The following is an 18,210-nucleotide window of genomic DNA, read 5'->3' as shown; positions in this document are numbered from 1 at the left end:
CCCTCAATCGCGAAGACTGGATGAACGACGATGCATCGGTACAGGTCCCACACCTGCGGCGAGCTCCGCGCCTCTGACGTCGGCACCGACGTCCGGCTGAGCGGCTGGCTGCACAATCGCCGAGACCTGGGCGGCATTCTCTTCATCGATCTCCGTGATCACTACGGCATCACGCAGCTCGTGGCCCGCCCCGGCACCAAGGCGGCCGAGGTCCTGGACAAGCTGTCCAAGGAAACGGTCGTCCGCGTCGACGGCAAGGTCGTCTCGCGCGGCACGGACAACGTGAACGCGGAGCTGCCGACGGGTGAGGTCGAGATCGAGGCGAGCGAGGTCGAGGTGCTCGGCGCCGCCGCCCCCCTCCCCTTCACGATCAACGCCGAGGACGGCGTGAACGAGGAGCGCCGCCTGGAGTACCGCTTCCTGGACCTGCGCCGCGAGCGCATGCACCGGAACATCATGCTGCGGTCGGCCGTGATCGCCTCCATCCGCTCCAAGATGGTCGCCCTCGGCTTCAACGAGATGGCGACGCCGATCCTCACGGCGACCTCCCCCGAGGGCGCCCGCGACTTCGTCGTCCCCTCCCGCCTGAACCCCGGCAAGTTCTACGCGCTGCCGCAGGCCCCGCAGCAGTTCAAGCAGCTCCTGATGGTCTCGGGCTTCGACCGCTACTTCCAGATCGCGCCCTGCTTCCGCGACGAGGACGCGCGCGCGGACCGCTCGCCGGGCGAGTTCTACCAGCTCGACGTCGAGATGAGCTTCGTGGAGCAGGAAGACGTCTTCCGCCCCATCGAGAAGCTGATGACGGAGATCTTCACGGAGTTCGGCAACGGCCGCGAGGTCACGTCCCCGTTCCCGCGCATCCCGTTCCGCGAGTCGATGCTGAAGTACGGCAACGACAAGCCGGACCTGCGCGCGAAGCTCGAACTGCACGACATCACGGACATCTTCGCGGACTCGGAGTTCAAGGCGTTCGCAGGCAAGCACGTCCGGGCACTCCCGGTTCCGGACACGGCCTCGCAGTCCCGCAAGTTCTTCGACGGCCTCGGTGACTACGCCGTCGAGCAGGGCGCCAAGGGCCTCGCCTGGGTGCGCGTCGCCGAGGACGGCTCGCTGACGGGCCCGATCGCGAAGTTCCTGACGGAGGCGAACGTGGAGGAGCTGACGAAGCGCCTCTCCCTGGCCCCCGGCCACGCGGTCTTCTTCGGCGCCGGCGAGTTCGACGAGGTCTCGAAGATCATGTCGGCTGTCCGCGTCGAGGCCGCCAAGCGCGCGGGCCGCTTCGAGGAGGGCGTCTTCCGCTTCTGCTGGATCGTCGACTTCCCGATGTACGAGAAGGACGAGGAGACGGGCAGGATCGACTTCTCGCACAACCCCTTCTCGATGCCGCAGGGCGGCATGAAGGACCTGGAGGAGAAGGACCCGCTCGACATCCTCGCGTGGCAGTACGACATCGTCTGCAACGGCGTCGAGCTCTCCTCCGGCGCCATCCGGAACCACGAGCCCGAGGTCATGCTCAAGGCGTTCGAGATCGCGGGTTACGACGCGGAGACCGTCGAGCACGAGTTCGCGGGCATGCTGCGCGCGTTCCGCCTCGGCGCCCCGCCGCACGGCGGCATCGCCCCGGGCGTCGACCGCATGGTCATGCTCCTCGCGGACGAGCCGAACCTCCGCGAGACGATCGCGTTCCCGCTGAACGGCAACGCGCAGGACCTGATGATGGGCGCGCCGACGGTGCTCGACGAGGCGCGGCTCCGCGAGCTGAACATCTCGCTGCGCAAGCCCGCGGGTCAGTAGCGGCAGGTAGCGACAGGTAGCGACAGCAGTGCCCCGGCGGCGTGACAGCCGCCGGGGGCACGGTGAAGACCCCCGGAACCTTTGGTTCCGGGGGTCTTCGTCATGTCATGTCGTGTCGGTCGTGGCTGCGGTCTCAGGCGGCGTGGGTCGGCGAGGAGTCCGCTGCGGCCTTGGCGGCGGCCTCCGCCTTGCCGGCGGTCTCTGCCTTTGCTTCGGCCTCTGCCCACTCGGTCACGAGCTGCTCGTACACGAGCCGCTCGTCGGGGCGAAGCCGGCCGCCCGCGCTCAGCCACAGCGCACGGATCTCCTGGTTGACCTCGTCGGCGGTGCGTCGCCGGTCGGGGGAGGGAGTCGTGGCCATGCGGTGAAGCTTACGTAGGGGAATGTGAAGACGGCGTCAGTTCAAGCCGTCTTCGAACATGAGTTAGCTCACCGTGACCCCCGCCACACTCCCCCCAACGGGCCCCGCGCCGGGGGGAGCTGGCTCCGGATCAGCGGCCTCGCTCAGGGGCGCATCAGTTTTACCGCACTGCTGAAGCTGTCCTGTGCGTGGCCCGCGGCTACGACGCGGCGGAAGAGGTCCTGCACCGCCTCGGGGAACGCCGTGTCCACGCCCGCGTCCGCCGTCGTGTGGACGACGTGTTCCATGCTGGCCAGGCCCATCGACGTACGGTCCACGTCGCCCGCGTGGTTGTCCGCGTCGATGCGGGACGAGTAGAAGTCGATGAAGTGGCTCATCCCCGCGAAGTTCTCCGAGGCGTACGGGGCGATTTCCGTGGCCTTGATGCCATGGGCGGCGGCCAGGGCCACGGTGTGCCAGTAGGCGATCATCGACGGCCAGAAGATGGCCATGTTCAGTTGGTACATGAGCGCGGCCAGGCCCGGATCGTCCCCCCGGTAGTCGGTCTTGCCGGTGATGACTTCGAGGGCCGCCCGGTGATTCTCGTACGCCTCGCGGGGGCCGCTGTAGAACGTCGACGCGTCCGGCGTCCCGATCAGCGGCGGCGGGCACAGGACACCCCCGGTGAGGTGCGTACCCCCGAGCTCGGACACCCAGCGGGCGCCGGCCCGCGCCTTCTCCGGGGTGTCGGAGCTGAGGTTGACCAGGGTGCGGCCCGCGACGGCGGCCTTGGCGGGACCGAGAACCGTGTACATCGCGTCGAGGTCGATGAGGCTGAGGACCACCAACTCGTTGGCGAGCAGCGCCTCCTCGACGGTGGCCGCCAGGGTCGCGCCGCGCTCGACCAGGGCGTCGGCGCGGGACGGGGTGCGGTTCCAGAGGGTGACGCGGTAGCCGCGGTCGAGATAGGCGCCGGCCATGGCCTGCCCCATGGGGCCAAGGCCGATGACGGTGACGGAAGCGGCGGGCTTGGCGGACGCGACGGACGCGACGGACGCGACGGACGCGGCGGACTGCGACGAGGAAGACATGCGGGACTCCAAAATGGTTACGCCGAGCGGCTAAAACGATCGCTCTATCCAGAGCACGGCATGAACGTACCACGCCTCTAGAACGAACGCTCTACTTAGTGTCGGGTTAAGGTGTGTCCATGACCCAGAACAGCGCAGTCCGTACCGCGCCCCTCGGCACCCGCGACCGGATCGTCGCCGTCTCCGCCCGCCTCATCCAGCGGCAGGGCTACGTGGGCACGGGCATCAAGCAGATCGCCAAGGAGGCGGAGGCCACGCTCGGCTCCGTGTACCACTTCTTCCCGGGCGGCAAGGTGACGGTCGCGGTGGCCGCCATCACGTACAGCGCGGAAGAGTTCGCGGAGATGCTGCGAGCGGGCCTGGCCGGCGAGGGCGATCCGGCGTCCGCCATCGAGCGCTGCGCGGTGGAACTGGCGGTGGCCCTGGAGGAGTCGGGCTGGGTCGACGGCTGCCCGGTCACGGCCGCCGCCCTGGAGACCCTCGGCACGGACTCGGAGATCCAGGGGGTGTGCGCGGAGGCGCTGCGCGGCTGGGAGCGGATCGTCGAGGAGCGGCTGCTGGGCGCGGGCCTCGACGCCGAGGCGGCGCGGGACCTGGCCACCACGGTGATCAGCACGCTGGAGGGGGCCGAGGTGACGGCCCAGGTCACCCGCAGCCAGGCCCCACTGCGCGCCGCCGGCCGCCAACTGTCCCGCCTGGTGGCGACGTACCTAGGGGGCTAGGGGACGGGCCGGTACCGTTTATCGCCGGCGCGCTTTGATGCTGTCCAGGAGGTACGCCAAGGCCGTACGGGCGGGCCGCAGTTCGGTGGCCGGGGCGTCGCTTTCACGGAGATGGACGCGGGTGGGGGTGGCGGCCAGTTCTATGCAGGTGTCACCGTCGCCGCCACCGGAGAAGGATGACTTCTGCCAGCGGATCGTCTGGGCCATGCGGGAGCCTCACAGTTCCTTGCTCATGCGGTGAATGAAGTCTCGCGATTGTGCGGGGTCGAGTGCTGACTTTTCCACCTGGCCGAGCAGAGTGCGAAGCCGCAGAAGATGAGGCTCGGCGTCGATGATCGCCGTTCCGGTGGGTGAATCTTGTAGCCCGGTGTCGAGCCGGGTCAGTGGCCCGCCGAGGTACATCATCGTGGCCCCTGCTCCGGCGAAGTTGTCCTGCTCGAACGGGATGACGCGCACGCTGACGTGCTCGCGGTCCGTTTGCTGAACGATCGCCTCCAGTTGCCTACGGGCAACTTTGCGGTCCGCCACGCGGATGCGCAGGGCGGCCTCGTGGATGATCGCCTCATACGGAGCGGGGTTCTCCCTTTCAAGGATCGCTCGCCGCCTGATGCGGTGCTCCAGCCGTGGCTCCAGCTGGCTGTCCGGTGCCCCAGGCATCACGTACGAATAGACCGCGCGGGCGTAATCCGGTAGCTGGAACAGCCCCGGTACGTAAGCGATGACGACCTCTCGCAGGAAGGTCGCGTGGTGTTCCAGCTCGGCGGTATTCAGAAATGGCGGCGGGAGGACGCCCTTGAACTCCTCCCACCAGCCACGTGTGCGGTCGGTGGCCATGGCGACCAGAGCCTCGATGAAGGCCTCGTCAGTGCATGCGTAACGCGCTGCGAGGTTCCGCACGCGTTCCTCGCTCACTCCTGCCAGGCCTGCCTCGACCTGGCTGATCTGTGCGGAGGTCGACTTGAGCAGCGCCGCCACCTCGCGAGCCTTGAGCCCGGTGCTCTCCCGTAGCCTGCGCAGCTCAGTCCCCAGGCGCACCTGCCGCGCGCTGGGTTGGCTTCTCGGCGCCACGGCCCCTCCTGCTCTCAACTGGCGTGCTGCCACGACTCATTCGGGTGTCAGATTACTCCACCGGCTTGCGGCAGGAAAAATTTTTGCTCTACCGTCAGTGACGCACCGCAACGCTGCGAGACCGGGATTCCGGAAGCGCACCACCCCGTCATGCCGTGACGGCGGTGACACTGCCACCGCCCTGCGCCCGCCGCGCCCCGTAACCTCCCCACGCCCCCTGGAGCTCTCGCATGCCCGCAGACGACACCGACGTCGCCGCCGAACCCTGGGAGTACACCCTGTACATCCCCCATGACCCCCGCGCGGTCACGCTCTGCCGCCACAGCCTCCGGCTCATCCTCACGCTGCACTGCCTGCCGCAATTGCTGGACATGGCGGAGTTGATGGCCACAGAGCTGGTCTCCAACGCCGTACGGCATACCAAGGGCCCCGCCGCCCTCCGCGTCCGCTACCGCGCCGGAGTCCTCCGTATCGGGGCGTGGGACGCCGACCCCACGCCTCCGGCTCCGCCTCCACGCACCGCCGCCCCGGGCGACGAGCGGGGCCGTGGCCTCGACCTCGTACGGGCATGCGCCGACGCATGGGGCTGGTACCCCGTGGCCACCGATTCGGGCAAGTACGTCTGGTGCGAACTCCTGGGCGCCTAGCTGCCACGGGACATCCGATCCTCAACGCGGCAGGCCTGGTCGACCCCCAGGCGAAGCAACTCTGGAGGGACCTGATGACGACGATCAACTACTTCTTCCGGCACGAGGTCGCCGAGAAGGTTCGCGATGAGGGTCGCGAAGAGGGCCGCGAAGAGGCGCGGGCCCAGGAGCGTGGGCAGGCCGTCCTGCGCACGCTCGACTGGCGCGGCATCGCGCTGTCGGACGCGGACCGGGAGCGGGTGCGGGCCTGTGGGGATCTGGAGCGGCTGGCTGATTGGCTGGACCGGTCCTACGAGGTGTCCTCCGCAGCCGAACTGTTCGCGGAGTGAACCGGGCCCGCCTGGTGGTCGGGTGCGGCATTGCATGAAAATCCCGGCGACACGCCGTGTGGTGTGGCGTGTCGCCGGGATTTTTCTGCGATGCCCGCCGCGGGCCCCGCTGAGCGTGGCGCTACGCGGTCGGCTTTTCCTCCAGGCGGGGGAACAGGACCGCGCCCTTCGTCACCGTCACGCCCGCGGGGAGCGTGCCCCACGTGGCCGCATCCTGGACCCGCTGGTCGGACAGGGGGCCCAGGGCGGGCTCCGCGCCCAGCGAGTCCCAGAGCTTCTGGGACGTCTCCGGCATGACGGGATTCAGGAGGACCGCCACGGCGCGGAGCGATTCGGCCGCCGTGTACAGGATCGTCGCCAGGCGGGCCTTGCCCTTGTCGGAGGTGTCCTTGGCCACCTTCCACGGCTCCTGCTCCGTGATGTAGCCGTTGACCTGCTTCACGAAGTCGAAGATCGCCAGGATGCCGCCCTGGAAGTCCAGCTCCTCGCCGATCTTCCGGTCGGCCTCGGCGACCGCCTTCGTCAGGCCGTCCCGGACCGCCTGCTCGGCGTCACCGGAGGCCGTCGCCTCGGGCAGCGCGCCGCCGAAGTACTTGCCGACCATCGCCGCGACACGGGACGCGAGGTTGCCGTAGTCGTTCGCCAGCTCGGACGTGTAGCGGGCGGAGAAGTCCTCCCACGAGAACGAGCCGTCGCTGCCGAACGCGATCGCGCGCAGGAAGTACCAGCGGTACGCGTCCACGCCGAAGTGGGACGTCAGGTCCTGCGGCTTGATGCCCGTCAGGTTCGACTTGGACATCTTCTCGCCGCCGACCATCAGCCAGCCGTTGGCCGCGACCTTGCCGGGGACCGGCAGGCCCTGCGCCAGCAGCATCGCGGGCCAGATCACCGCGTGGAAGCGGAGGATGTCCTTGCCGACCAGGTGGACGTCGGCCGGGAACGTCCGGTCGAACTTCTCCTGGTTCGCGCCGTAGCCGACGGCCGTGGCGTAGTTCAGGAGGGCGTCGATCCAGACGTAGATGACGTGCTTGTCGTCCCACGGGACCTCCACGCCCCAGTCGAACGTCGAGCGGGAGATCGAGAGGTCCTGGAGGCCCTGCTTGACGAAGTTCACGACCTCGTTGCGGGCCGACTCGGGCTGGATGAAGCCCGGGTTCGCCTCGTACAGGGCGAGGAGCTTGTCGCCGTACTCGCTGAGCTTGAAGAAGTAGTTCTCCTCCTTGAGGAGCTCCACCGGCTTCTTGTGGATCGGGCAGAGCTTCTGGCCCGCGAAGGGGCCGTCGGCATCGCCGTCGATCAGGTCGCCGGGGAGTTTGTACTCCTCGCAGCCCACGCAGTACGGGCCTTCGTAGCCGCCCTTGTAGATCTCTCCCTTGTCGAAGAGATCCTGGACGAACTCCTGCACACGGTCGGTGTGACGCTTCTCCGTCGTACGGATGAAGTCGTCGTTCGCGATGTTCAGGTGCTCCCAGAGGGGCTTCCAGGCCTCGGTGACGAGCTTGTCGCACCACTCCTGGGGGGTGACGTCGTTCGCCTCGGCCGTGCGCATGATCTTCTGACCGTGCTCGTCCGTGCCGGTGAGGTACCACACCTTCTCGCCGCGCTGACGGTGCCAGCGCGTGAGCACGTCCCCTGCAACGGTCGTGTAGGCGTGGCCCAGGTGAGGAGCGTCGTTTACGTAGTAGATGGGGGTCGAGACGTAGTACGCCTTCGCGTCTTCGCTCGTCCCCTGCTTCTCGGATCCAGTGGCCGCCATGGTCGAAATCCTAACGGCCCCGTGCAGATCCACTCACCTCGATTCCAGGGGGTGGACCGGGTGCCTCCGGTACGTGTCCCCTGGAACCGCCGGGTTCGTCGGTTGTGGGTTCGTTACGGGCGCCAGTTCGCCAGTAGGCCCTCGTACAGCTCCTTGTCCGTGAGCTCGCGCGGGGTCGGGCCCGCGTGGAAGAAGGCGGCGTTGTCCGCGGTGAGCTTGCGGAGATAGTCGAAGGCCTTCGCGTCGTGCTCCCCGAACGCGATGAACTGGAAGAACAGCGGGTGCTTCGTGGCGTCCGCCAGGGCCTGGGTGGCCGGGCCCTTGGTGTCGGGGGCGCCGTCCGTCTGGAAGATCACGAGGGCGGGTGTGTTCGAGAGGGCGTGGTCGGACTTCTCGTAGTGGGCCACTACCTCTTCGATCGCCCGGTGGTAGCTCGTGCGGCCCATGCGGCCGGCCGCCGCGTGCAGCTCGTCCACGCGGTTCTCGTGGTCGGAGAGGGTGAGGGTGCCGGTGCCGTCGATGTCCGTCGAGAAGAAGACGACGTGGACGGTGGCTTCGGGGTCCGTGTGGGCGGCCAGGGCGAGGACCTGTTCGCCGAGGCTCTGGGCGGAGCCGTCCTTGTAGTACGGGCGCATGCTGCCGCTGCGGTCCAGTACGAGGTAGATGGGGGCCCGCACTCCTGTGAGGTCCCGCTTCTTCAGGGCGGCGCCGGCGGCTTTGTACGGGGCTGCCAGGGCCGGAGCCTTGGCCCGCACCTTGGCCGCGGAGAGGGCGGGCTTGCCTTCGGCCTGCCCCACGGCAGCCTCCGGCTCGGGCTCGGCGGGGGCCTGCGGCTGTGCTGCTGCTTCGGGCTCGGTGGGGGCCTGCGGCTGTGCTGCCGCTTCGGGCTCGGCAGGGGTCTCCGGTTGTGCTGCTGCTTCGGGCTCGGCGGGGGCCTGCGGTTGTGCTGCCGCTTCGGGCTCGGCGGGGGCCTGCGGTTGTGCTGCTGCTTCGGGCTCGGCGGGGGCCTGCGGCTGTGCTGCCGCTTCGGGCTCGGCAGGGATCTCCGGCTGTGCCGCCGCTTCCGGCTCCGCCGGGGTTGCCGTTGCTTCATCGCTCGCGGCGGCTTCGGGCTGTGCCCACCCGTCCCGCCCAGCGGGACGACTGCCCACAGCGGCAGCGGCTTCGGCAGTGGCTTCTGCCTTCGTCTCCGCAGGGGCGGCAACCGGCTCGGCCTCGGGTTCGGCTTCCGCCGCCGGGGTGGGCTCGGGCTCGGCCTCCGCCTTCGGGGCGGGCTCCGCCTCCGCTGCCGGGGCGGGTTCAGGCTCGGGCTCGGCTTCCGCCTTCGGGGCAGGCTCCGCCTCCGGGGCCGGCTCCGGCTCCGGCTCCGGGGCCCTCGTCGAGGGCACCGTCACGTTGTCGAAGGCCGCTGCCACGAGGTCGTCCGCCGGGTACGGGGACGGCTCCGGGCTCGGGGAGGGGATGGTGGCCTCGGGCCGTGGGGACGGCTCCGGGCTGGGGGAAGGGATGGCGGGCTCGGGCCGCGGGGACGGCTCCGGGCTCGGGGAGGGGATGGCGGCCTCGGCCCGCGCAGGCGGCTCCGGAGACGGTGACGGCACGCTCACAGGCTGGGAAGCCTCCGCGGTATCCGTCGCACCATCGGACGCCGGTTCCAGCTTGCGTGACCGTCCGAACGCGTTCCGCAGGCGGTTCAGAATGCCCATGTGCGCAACCCTTCGCGTGAGTTGATTCCCGAAAATCCCTGGCCAGGGCGGACACGTAAGGTTAGCCGCCGCCCGTGGCGATCTTGGGCAGGGTCACCCGACGTCACCCGCCCGGTCCGCCCCGCCGGAGCCCCGCGCCAACTTCTCCCCGTGCGCCATGGATTCACCCGCCGTTCACCCTCCGGCCGCCGCCCTGCCGATCTCCACACATACCGTCACGGCGGAATCAAGCCACAGACGTACCAGAGACGTACCAGAGACGTCAGTGACACTACGACGGAGGACCCGTGCCGAAACTGCTGCCGATCGTCACCTCGCATCAGGGGAGCGGCGGCCGTTCCGCCCTGACCTGCCGTTTCCGTTGCGGCGACGCCTGCTTCCAAGAGGTGCCCAACACCAGCGACAACGCCTATGTCGGTGATGTCATCGCCGGTGCCCTCAGCCGCCGTTCGATGATGCGCGCCACCGCCGTCGTCACGGTCGCCGCCGCCGCGGGCGGTGCGGTCATAGCCGACCCGGGGGCCGGCCAGGCCGCTGCCGCCGTGCCGGCCGGACGTACGGGGAAGGGTGGGTCCAAGGCGGCCCGCGGCCTCCGCTTCGCGCCCGTCGCGCCGAACACCGCCGACACCGTCACCATCCCCGGCGGATACGAGCAGAACGTCGTCATCCGCTGGGGCGAGCCCATCCTGCGCGGTGCCCCCGCCTTCGACCCGGACCGGCAGAGCGCCAAGGCGCAGGCCGGGCAGTTCGGCTACAACAACGACTTCCTGAGCCTGCTGCCGCTGCGCCGCGAGCACAACCGCCAGGTCCTCGTGGCCAACCACGAGTACACGGACGAGATCCTGATGTTCAAGGGGTACGACCCCGAGAACCCCACCCGCGAGCAGGTCGAGATCGCCTGGGCGGCCCACGGCCTCTCCGTCGTCGTGGTCGAGGAGGAGCGGAGGAAGGGCAGGCTGTCCGCCGTGCCCCGGCACCACCTCAACCGGCGGCTCACCGCCACCAGCCGGTTCCGGCTCTCCGGGCCCGTCGCGGGCAGCCCGCTCGTCCGCACCAAGGCCGACCCGCGCGGCACCACCGTCCTCGGCACGCTGAACAACTGCGCCGGCGGCACCACCCCGTGGGGCACCACGCTGCACGGCGAGGAGAACTTCAACCAGTACTTCGCCAACGCCGAGAAGGTCAGCGACCCGACCACCGCCGAGCGCCTCAAGCGCTACGGCGTCGTCGGCGGTGTCTCCGAGCGCAAGTGGGAGCGGTTCGACGACCGCTTCGACCTCGCCAAGGAGCCCAACGAGGCCAACCGCTTCGGCTGGGTCGTCGAGCTGGACCCGTACGACCCCGACTCGACCCCGCGCAAGCGCACCGCGCTCGGCCGCTTCAAGCACGAGGCCGCGCAGCCGCGGCTCACGCACGACGGCCGCCCGGTCATCTACATGGGTGACGACGAGAAGTTCGACTACTTCTACAAGTTCGTCAGCAGCAAGCGCGTCGCCAAGGGCACGTCCCGCGCCGCCCACGAGCACAACCTCGGCCTGCTGGACGAGGGAACGCTGTACGTCGCCAAGCTGACCGGCGACTCCCCGGCGGACGAGATCGACGGGGAGGGCACCCTCCCCGAGGACGGCGAGTTCGACGGCAGCGGTACGTGGATTCCGCTCGCCACCGCCGGGCCCGGCGGCAAGGCCGTCAGCCACGTCAAGGGCATGACCGCCGACGAGGTCTACCTCTTCACGCGCATCGCCGGTGACAAGGTCGGGGCGACCAAGATGGACCGCCCCGAGGACATCGAGCCCTCGCCGCACACCGGCAAGGTCTACGTGGCCCTGACGAACAACTCCGACCGCGGCAAGGCGGGCAAGCCCGGTGCCGACGAGGCCAACCCGCGCAACCTGAACAAGCACGGGCAGGTCCTGGAGCTGACCGAGCGCCGCAACCGCGCGGACGCGCTGACCTTCGGCTGGTCGCTGTTCCTCGTCGCCGGTGACCCGGAGGACCCCTCGACGTACTTCGCGGGCTTCCCCAAGGACCGGGTCTCCCCCATCTCCTGCCCGGACAACATCGCCTTCGACCCGCACGGCAACCTGTGGCTCTCCACCGACGGCAACAAGCTCGGCTCCCACGACGGCCTCTTCGGCGTCGCGACGCGCGGCAGCCGGCGCGGTGAGCTCAAGCAGTTCATGACGATGCCGACCGGTGCGGAGACCTGCGGGCCGCTCATCCAGGACCGGCGCGTGCTGGTCTCCGTGCAGCACCCGGGCGAGGTGGACGGGGCGTCCGTCGAGAAGCCCGCGAGCGTCTGGCCCGACGGACCCGGCACGATCGTCCGTCCGTCGGTCGTCTCGGTCTGGCGCGAGGACGGCCGCGACATCGGCGTCTGAGCATGCCGGTGACGGGGGGTCGGTGACGGGGGGCGTCAGGCGGAGGCCGGCAGGTGGGCGGTCACCGAGGTGCGGGGGATCAAGGCCTCGGTGACCGCCGCCCGCGTCTCGCCGGCCCGCAGGAGCCACTCGGCGTAGGCGGGGGACTGCCGGGCGGCCTCCCAGTACGCGGACTCAAGCTCGGCGTAGACCGCGTCCAGCGCGTCGTCGGCGCGCGCGGTCACCAGGAGACGTACGCCCAGGGGGTCACCGTCGAGGGGGCGTACGGCCATGTCGGCGCGGCCCCGCGAGGTGGGCTGGCAGAGGGTGACGACCTCGCCGGAGGCGACGAGGGAGGCGGCGGTGAGGTAGTCGCCGTGCAGGACGGGGGGGTTCAGGCCGGCCGCGGTCAGGACGCGGCGCAGGCCGTCCCACTCGCCGTCCACCGTGGGGTCCACCATCCAGCGGTCGTCCGCGAGGTCGCTGAGGCCGACGACCGGTAGCTCCGCCGCCGGGTGGTCCGCGGCGAGGGAGACGAACTGCGGCTCGCGGTCGAGGAGCACGCGTCTTCGGAGCGTCTGCGGCAGCCGCAGCGGGCTGCCCTCCACCTCGTGCACGAACGCGACGTCGAGCTGGCCGTCGGCCACCCTGCGCAGCAGCGCGTTGGCCGAGACGTCCATCTGGAGCGAGATCTCGGTGTCCGGCAGCCGCACGCGCAGCCTGCGCAGCCAGCCGGGTATGGCCCGGCTCGCCGTGGAACCTATGCGCAGGCGTGGCCCTTCGGCGGCGTGGGCGGCCGCGGCCATGGTCTCGGTGACCAGGGCGTCCATCTCCGTGACCAGGGGGCGGGCGCGGCTGAGGAGCACGCGGCCGAGCGGTGTCGGGCGGCAGCCGGTGCGCTCGCGGGCGAAGAGCTGGCCGCCGAGCGCGTGCTCGATGCGGCGCAACTGGGTCGTCAACGACGGCTGGCTCATGCCGAGCTGACGGGCGGCCTTGTGCAGGCTGCCGCTGTCGGCGATGGCGCACAGCGCACGGAGGTGCCGGACCTCGAGCTCCATGGTCGATGAGCGTAGAGGCGCTACGGCCGCCGCACCAGACGCCCAAACCCCACGAGAACGAGCCGTTCCGGGCAGGCCGGGGCGGGGTGATAGCCCCGGGCTATCGGGTATTGCCATCATCCCCGTGCGCCACATGCTCCCCGAGACTCACAGCCACCGAACCGTTCACCTTTCACCGACCCCCCACGGTCGTGGAACGAGTAGGGAGCCCCCCACACATGAACAAGCGTTACCTGTCCGTCGCCGCCGTCCTCGGTCTCTCCGTCGCCGGTCTCGGCGTGACCTCGGCGACCGCCGCGCCCGCCGCCCCCACGGCCTCCGCGCCCGCCGCCGCCTCGTCCTGGGCCGCGTACGAGGGTTCGAAGGCCGAGGCCAAGAACAACGCCGCGTTCTTCGAGGCCGTCGTGCGGGCGGTCGCCGAGAAGCGCGCGGCCAACCCCGGCGCGAAGTCCGTGACCGTCGTCTACGACGCCTCCGGAGCTCCGACCTTCGCCTCGCAGATAGCCAGCAGCACCTCGATCTGGAACAGCGCCGTCTCCAACGTGAAGCTCCAGGCGGGCACCTCCGGCGCCAGCTTCGAGTACCGCGAGGGCAACGACCCGCGCGGCTCGTACGCGAGCAGCGACGGCCACGGCAACGGCTACGTCTTTCTGGACTACGCGCAGAACCAGGAGTACGACGCGACGCGCGTCACCACCCACGAGACCGGGCACGTGCTCGGCCTGCCCGACACCTACGACGGCCCGTGCAGCCAGCTCATGTCGGGCGGCGGCCCCGGCCCGTCCTGCACCAACGCGCAGCCGGACGCCACCGAGCGGGCCAAGGTCGACCAGCTCTGGGCGAACGGCCTCACCAAGGCCTTGCACAAGGTCAACGCCGACCGCTGAGCAAGGCCAACGTCGGCCACTGAGTGACCAGTCGGTAGAGCTCTAGGGCTCTCGGGGGCCGTGCGGGCCGCTTCCGTCACGTCGTCTTCGGCGACGCGATGGCCCGCGCGGCCCCCACCTCCTGCCGCAGGGGTTCGAGGACGCTCTCCTTGGGCCCCACGGTGAAACCGGTCCGCACCTCCATGAGGTGCGCCGAGGCGCGCAGCCCCTTCGCGAGCTCCCGCAGCTCCGCGACGACCTCGGCGATCTCCTCGGCGGCGGGCTCGTCCGCGCCGTGCCGGATGCGGACGCGCGCGGCGGTCGTGGCGTCCAGGATCCGTTCCACGGCGACGACCAGGGGCCACCAGGCGGCGGCGCGCGTACCGGTCGGCGGCGGCTCGGTCAGGGCGCGCTGGAACTCGGAGCGGATGGTGGACAGGTCGCGGTAGAGGCGGCGGCGCATCCGGGCCCTGGCGGCCGGGTCCTCGTGGGCGCCGAAGACGCACTCCACGTACTGGGCCGTGTCGGCGACGGCGTCCGCGAGCCGGTCGCCGATCCGGGTGCCCCAGCTCTCCGGCCAGAGCAGATAGCCGGCGACGAGCGCGATGGCGCAGCCGATCAGGCTGTCGACGAGCCGCGGCACGACCAGGCCGAGGCCCTGGTGGTTGAGGATGTCGGAGAGCAGCAGGATGACGGGGGTGATGGCCGCCGTCTGGTGGCCGTAGCCGCGGGTGGTCAGGGCCGGGATGAGCGGGGCGAGCAGCAGCATCACCGGCACGTCCCACCAGCCGTGCGGCACCTCGGCGAGGACGGCGGCGGCGACGACCAGGCCCGCGGCCGTGCCGATGGCGCGCAGGACCGCGCGCGAGAAGACCGAGCCGAAGTCGGGCTTGAGGACGAACGTGACGGTGAGCGCCACCCAGTACGACCGGGGTACGTCGACCAGCGAGACCAGGGACTGCGCGATGCCGATGCAGAGCGCGAGCCGCAGTCCGTAGCGCCAGGACGCCCCGGAGAGGATGACGTTACGGGCGGCGCGGCGGGCGCGGACGCGCAGCGCGGCGGGGCGGCCGAGGCGGTCGTCGGCCTCGATGACGCCGAGGGGGTCGGGGTCGCTGAGCGTCTCCGCCGCGTGCCGTACGGCGTGGTCGAGGGCCCGGGACGCGTGGTCCAGCGGCTCGGCGAGGTCCGGTGGGGCCGGGGCGCCGTCTCTGTCCGGACCCTCACCGCCGCCGCGCCACACCGCCTCCGCGAGGGCGCGTACGGCCGCCGGTACCTCGGCTGGCAGGCGTACGCGGGCGTGGCGGGCCCACTGGTGGGAGGCGGGGGCGGCCTCGACGACCGGGGTGAGGGCGTTCAACTGGGCGACGAGCCGCACCAGGTCCGCGTTGCGGCCGTGGTCGAGGGCGCGGCGGGCGAGGACGAGGTCGTAGCTCTGGTTGAGGGAGATGGTGACGGCGCTTCGGGCGTCGTCGTAGGCGTCGGTGCCCGCCGCTTCGAGGAGCGCGGCCACGGAGAGGTAGGAGTCGGCGACCGCGGCGCGTTCGGGGACGCCGGAGCGCAGCGGCCACGCGAGCAGGGCGAGGAGCAGGACGAGGAGGCCCCCACCGGTCATCAGGGCAGGGGCGAGCCACCACTCGCCGGGCATCGGCAGCCCGGCGCCGACCACGGAGTTGAGCAGCAGGAGCAGCCCGGACACGGAGGCGACGGCGCCGATCGTCGACATCATCCCGGAGACGAGCGCGACGAGGGTGACCGCGCCGACGGCGACCCAGCCGTGGCCGAAGACGAGCGAGCCGAGGGTGACGCCGAGGGCGCCGAAGAGCTGCGGCACGGCGATGTTGAGGACGCGCATGCGGTAGGCGTCGGCGGTGTCGCCGATGACGCCCGAGAGCGCGCCCATGGAGGCGAGCGCCCCGTACGTGGGCTGTCCCGCGACGATGCCGACGGCGAGCGGCAGCGACATCGCCAGGGAGGCGCGGGCGACAGCCGCCCAGGGGATGGGCGCGGACTGCGGCTTGAGCGACCTGACCAGCCAGTCGGGCGGGGAGAGCGGGCGCTGGAGGCCGCGTGAGGTGCGCGAGGTGCGCGGTGTGCGCGATCCGCGTGATTCCGGTGGGGCGGCGGGGGTCTCACGTGGCATGCGTCCAGTATCACGGCCGCGCGGGTCAGTCCGCGGCTTCGGTGGCTCCGGCGTCATCGGCGTCATCGGCGGCTTCGGTTTCGGGGCGGTGCAGCGTCAGGGTCACCACCAGGGCCCGGTGGTCCGTGCCGCCGATCTCCAGGAAGCGGGCGTCACGGGCCGAGAAGTCCGGGGTCGCGAGTACGTGATCGATCTGGGCGCCCAGCGGTGCGGGCGCGGCGGTGGGCCAGCTCGGGGCGCGCGACGTTCCGTCGAGGCGGGCGGCGTCGCGCAGGCCCGCGTCCAGGACGGAGCGGAAGGCGGCGTGGTCCTGCGTGGCGTTGAAGTCGCCCGCGATGATGGTGGACCGGCCGTCGCCCGCGGCGGCGTAGTCCCTGATCCTGCCGAGCTCCTCGCGCCACAGGCCCACTCCCTTGGCCAGCGGTGGCATCGGGTGGACGAGCTGGACCCGTACCTCGTGGCCCTCCACGTCGGCCACGGCTCCCGGCATGCCGAGGGTGCCGGGGATGCCCTTCGCCGGTTTCAGCGGGACCTTGGCGAGGATGACGGAACCTTCCGCGCCGTACGCCTTCACCGACTCGCGGTAGGGGTAGTCGGCGCGGGGCAGCTCCTTGTGGAGCAGGGCGGAGCACGCCGGGTCGCACTCCTCCACGAAGAGGAGGTCGGGGTCTTCGGCGCGGACCGCCTTGACCAGGCCGGGGGTGCCCTGGCCGAACTCCACGTTCGACGTCAGGACGCGCAGCTCCGCGACGGCGGGGCCCTTGGGGGCGTCCGTGTGGCCGTACGGCTCCATGTACCAGGCGACTCCGGCGAGCGTCGCGACCGCCCACACCATGCCGGTCCGCCATCTGGCCAGGGCGGTCAGGAGCAGGGCCGCGGCCGCGGGGGCAAGGAGCCAGGGGAGGAAGGCGAGGGTCTGGGGAACGGGGGTGAAGCCGTCGGAGTCCGCCGCGCGGAAGGCGAGGACCGTGGTGACGGCGGCGAGCAGCAGGGCGGCGAGGACGGCCTTGCCCCGCGCCGGCGGCCTCCGGCCGGGCTCGTCGGCCTCTTCCGGCTCGGCGTCTCGGGTGACGGTCTCGCTGTCCAAGGCCGGCCTCTCGGGTCGGTTGTTGCTGCCGGTGTCCTCTCTCAGTAACGGTTGCTCGCCGGGGGGCGGTTCCTTCGGACCGCGCCGACTTTCCTCGGACGGTGTTTTTCTGCGGGCCCTGGCCGGGGGCTCGGGCGGCGCGTTCTGCGGGCCGGTTGTGGCTGGTCGCGCAGTTCCCCGCGCCCCTTGTGGGGGTCTGGGTCGTCGTTTTGCCGCGTCATCGTTGTGGTTGGTCGCGCGGTTCCCCGCGCCCCTCGCGGCCCGGTGCCGTGAGGGGGCGGTCAGGTTTGCTCGTGGTGGTGTCTGCTCAGCCACCAGGTTGCCGCGGCCACCGCCGTGCCCGTTGCCATGATGATCCATGAGGTCACCCAGAGGGATTCCGTCAAGGCGTCGTAGACCGCGCCCGCCGCGTCGGGGGAGATGTCCGAGGGGAGGTCCCTCAACGTGAGGCTTCGGGTGATGGCGATCGCCGCGGCCAGCGCCGCCGCCGCGAGGGCCGCGCCCACCGCCGTGGCGATGACCGCCCTGCGGCGGTGGAGGGACAGGAGGATGCCCGCCGCCGCGAGGATCACCGCCGCCAGGGGGAGCCAGAGGCCTGCTGTCTGGAGCATGTGGAAGCCCTCCCGTATCGGGCCGAGGTCCTTGGAGTCGAGGATGGTGACCTCGGTGTGCCGCACCGGGATTTTCGACGCGAACGGCACGCCGTCATCGGCCAGTTGCTGCTTGACCCGCTGTGTGATGGGCGCGAGGTCGATGGAGACCTCGCCGTCGGAGTCGTCGTCGAGGGCGCGCTCCACGGCGTCGTGCGCCGCACGGTTCGCCGCGTTCCAGGCGGTCTTGTACGCCTCCGTCTCGGTGAACGAACCCGCCGCGTCGCGTACGAAGGCCTCGACCGTGCCCTGCAACGGGCCCACGTCGATCTCCTTCATCACCGCGTCGGTGACCGCGTCCCCCACGGCCGTGCGCACCGCGGGGTCGGCGGAGAGCGGCGCCATGGTCGCGACGTAGCTGCCCTCGTCCCCGATCTCGTACTTCGACCAGGTCGAGAGCGCGCCGAGGGGAACGAGGAGGCAGGCCGCCACGAGGAGGACTGCGGACAGGGCGCTGCGGACGCTGCGGGGCACGCATACCAGGCAAGGCCCCCCTCAGGCCCGGCGCGAGCGGGACGACTGCATATGGGGCAAGGCAGGGGCGCGATTCCCCGGGCCGGCGGGGCTTCCGGTGGAGGGCTCGGCCGAACGGGTGT

The 18,210-nt window shown here is 70.9% G+C and carries 16 protein-coding genes; 6 read left to right on the top strand and 10 right to left on the bottom strand.

The window, feature by feature from the left end:
* Positions 1-30 precede the first annotated feature (30 nt).
* Entirely contained in the window at positions 31-1,794 is a 1,764-nt protein-coding gene (gene aspS / locus ACRAKF_RS19390; protein WP_447038426.1) for an aspartate--tRNA ligase, read from the top strand.
* Between the two features lie 133 nt (positions 1,795-1,927).
* On the opposite strand, the gene ACRAKF_RS19385 is transcribed toward aspS, so the two are convergent.
* The gene (locus ACRAKF_RS19385; RefSeq protein ID WP_447038425.1) at positions 1,928-2,155 is read right to left on the bottom strand and encodes a hypothetical protein; all 228 of its coding nucleotides are present in this window, start codon (positions 2,153-2,155) and stop codon (positions 1,928-1,930) included.
* A 143-nt stretch (positions 2,156-2,298) separates the two neighbouring features.
* On the bottom strand, positions 2,299-3,225 hold the full coding sequence (locus ACRAKF_RS19380; RefSeq protein ID WP_447038424.1) for an NAD(P)-dependent oxidoreductase: 927 nt from the start codon (positions 3,223-3,225) through the stop codon (positions 2,299-2,301).
* A 119-nt stretch (positions 3,226-3,344) separates the two neighbouring features.
* On the opposite strand from ACRAKF_RS19380, the gene ACRAKF_RS19375 reads away from it, so the two are divergent.
* Complete coding sequence (locus ACRAKF_RS19375; protein ID WP_447038423.1) at positions 3,345-3,947, top strand: TetR/AcrR family transcriptional regulator; 603 nt, start codon at positions 3,345-3,347, stop codon at positions 3,945-3,947.
* A gap of 18 nt (positions 3,948-3,965) precedes the next feature.
* On the opposite strand, the gene ACRAKF_RS19370 is transcribed toward ACRAKF_RS19375, so the two are convergent.
* Positions 3,966-4,154 (bottom strand): DUF397 domain-containing protein, encoded by a 189-nt coding sequence (locus ACRAKF_RS19370; RefSeq protein ID WP_447038422.1) that lies wholly within the window; start codon positions 4,152-4,154, stop codon positions 3,966-3,968.
* Between the two features lie 9 nt (positions 4,155-4,163).
* Positions 4,164-5,015, bottom strand: a complete 852-nt coding sequence (locus tag ACRAKF_RS19365; protein ID WP_447038421.1) for a helix-turn-helix domain-containing protein — start codon at positions 5,013-5,015, stop codon at positions 4,164-4,166.
* Between the two features lie 230 nt (positions 5,016-5,245).
* Between ACRAKF_RS19365 and ACRAKF_RS19360 the strand changes: the two genes are divergently transcribed.
* Positions 5,246-5,662: an ATP-binding protein gene (locus ACRAKF_RS19360; RefSeq protein ID WP_447038420.1), complete on the top strand. Its 417-nt coding sequence runs from the start codon at positions 5,246-5,248 to the stop codon at positions 5,660-5,662.
* Positions 5,663-5,736: 74 nt separating this feature from the next.
* Entirely contained in the window at positions 5,737-5,991 is a 255-nt protein-coding gene (locus ACRAKF_RS19355; RefSeq protein ID WP_447038419.1) for a hypothetical protein, read from the top strand.
* 121 nt (positions 5,992-6,112) lie between these two features.
* Here ACRAKF_RS19355 and metG read toward each other — a convergent pair whose 3' ends face one another.
* Positions 6,113-7,747, bottom strand: coding sequence for a methionine--tRNA ligase (gene metG / locus ACRAKF_RS19350; protein ID WP_447038418.1), 1,635 nt, complete (start codon positions 7,745-7,747; stop codon positions 6,113-6,115).
* 113 nt (positions 7,748-7,860) lie between these two features.
* The gene (locus tag ACRAKF_RS19345; protein WP_447038417.1) at positions 7,861-9,450 is read right to left on the bottom strand and encodes a VWA domain-containing protein; all 1,590 of its coding nucleotides are present in this window, start codon (positions 9,448-9,450) and stop codon (positions 7,861-7,863) included.
* A 287-nt stretch (positions 9,451-9,737) separates the two neighbouring features.
* On the opposite strand from ACRAKF_RS19345, the gene ACRAKF_RS19340 reads away from it, so the two are divergent.
* Entirely contained in the window at positions 9,738-11,831 is a 2,094-nt protein-coding gene (locus tag ACRAKF_RS19340) for a PhoX family protein (RefSeq protein WP_447038416.1), read from the top strand.
* Positions 11,832-11,866: 35 nt separating this feature from the next.
* On the opposite strand, the gene ACRAKF_RS19335 is transcribed toward ACRAKF_RS19340, so the two are convergent.
* Entirely contained in the window at positions 11,867-12,868 is a 1,002-nt protein-coding gene (locus tag ACRAKF_RS19335) for a LysR substrate-binding domain-containing protein (protein WP_447038415.1), read from the bottom strand.
* 218 nt (positions 12,869-13,086) lie between these two features.
* Between ACRAKF_RS19335 and snpA the strand changes: the two genes are divergently transcribed.
* Positions 13,087-13,755 carry a snapalysin gene (gene snpA / locus ACRAKF_RS19330; RefSeq protein ID WP_447038414.1) on the top strand — a complete coding sequence of 223 codons (669 nt, stop codon included), beginning with the start codon at positions 13,087-13,089 and terminating at the stop codon, positions 13,753-13,755.
* Positions 13,756-13,831: 76 nt separating this feature from the next.
* Here the strand turns inward: snpA and ACRAKF_RS19325 are convergent, their stop codons facing one another.
* From ACRAKF_RS19325 to ACRAKF_RS19315, 3 genes are all read right to left on the bottom strand, one after another.
* Positions 13,832-15,877 carry an FUSC family protein gene (locus ACRAKF_RS19325; protein WP_447038413.1) on the bottom strand — a complete coding sequence of 682 codons (2,046 nt, stop codon included), beginning with the start codon at positions 15,875-15,877 and terminating at the stop codon, positions 13,832-13,834.
* 25 nt (positions 15,878-15,902) lie between these two features.
* Positions 15,903-16,964, bottom strand: coding sequence for an endonuclease/exonuclease/phosphatase family protein (locus ACRAKF_RS19320; RefSeq protein ID WP_447038412.1), 1,062 nt, complete (start codon positions 16,962-16,964; stop codon positions 15,903-15,905).
* 281 nt (positions 16,965-17,245) lie between these two features.
* Positions 17,246-18,088, bottom strand: a complete 843-nt coding sequence (locus ACRAKF_RS19315) for a hypothetical protein (RefSeq protein ID WP_447038411.1) — start codon at positions 18,086-18,088, stop codon at positions 17,246-17,248.
* Between the last annotated feature and the right edge of the window lie 122 nt (positions 18,089-18,210).

Source organism: Streptomyces sp. DSM 118878 (assembly GCF_052936595.1).
This window is presented reverse-complemented; position numbering and strand designations above follow the sequence as displayed.

Coding starts and splice junctions, on each gene's coding strand:
- aspS (WP_447038426.1), top strand. CDS start 31: ATGCATCGGTACAGGTCCCACACCTGCGGCGAGCTCCGCGCCTCTGAC.
- ACRAKF_RS19385 (WP_447038425.1), bottom strand. CDS start 2,155: ATGGCCACGACTCCCTCCCCCGACCGGCGACGCACCGCCGACGAGGTC.
- ACRAKF_RS19380 (WP_447038424.1), bottom strand. CDS start 3,225: ATGTCTTCCTCGTCGCAGTCCGCCGCGTCCGTCGCGTCCGTCGCGTCC.
- ACRAKF_RS19375 (WP_447038423.1), top strand. CDS start 3,345: ATGACCCAGAACAGCGCAGTCCGTACCGCGCCCCTCGGCACCCGCGAC.
- ACRAKF_RS19370 (WP_447038422.1), bottom strand. CDS start 4,154: ATGGCCCAGACGATCCGCTGGCAGAAGTCATCCTTCTCCGGTGGCGGC.
- ACRAKF_RS19360 (WP_447038420.1), top strand. CDS start 5,246: ATGCCCGCAGACGACACCGACGTCGCCGCCGAACCCTGGGAGTACACC.
- ACRAKF_RS19355 (WP_447038419.1), top strand. CDS start 5,737: ATGACGACGATCAACTACTTCTTCCGGCACGAGGTCGCCGAGAAGGTT.
- metG (WP_447038418.1), bottom strand. CDS start 7,747: ATGGCGGCCACTGGATCCGAGAAGCAGGGGACGAGCGAAGACGCGAAG.
- ACRAKF_RS19345 (WP_447038417.1), bottom strand. CDS start 9,450: ATGGGCATTCTGAACCGCCTGCGGAACGCGTTCGGACGGTCACGCAAG.
- ACRAKF_RS19335 (WP_447038415.1), bottom strand. CDS start 12,868: ATGGAGCTCGAGGTCCGGCACCTCCGTGCGCTGTGCGCCATCGCCGAC.
- snpA (WP_447038414.1), top strand. CDS start 13,087: ATGAACAAGCGTTACCTGTCCGTCGCCGCCGTCCTCGGTCTCTCCGTC.
- ACRAKF_RS19325 (WP_447038413.1), bottom strand. CDS start 15,877: ATGCCACGTGAGACCCCCGCCGCCCCACCGGAATCACGCGGATCGCGC.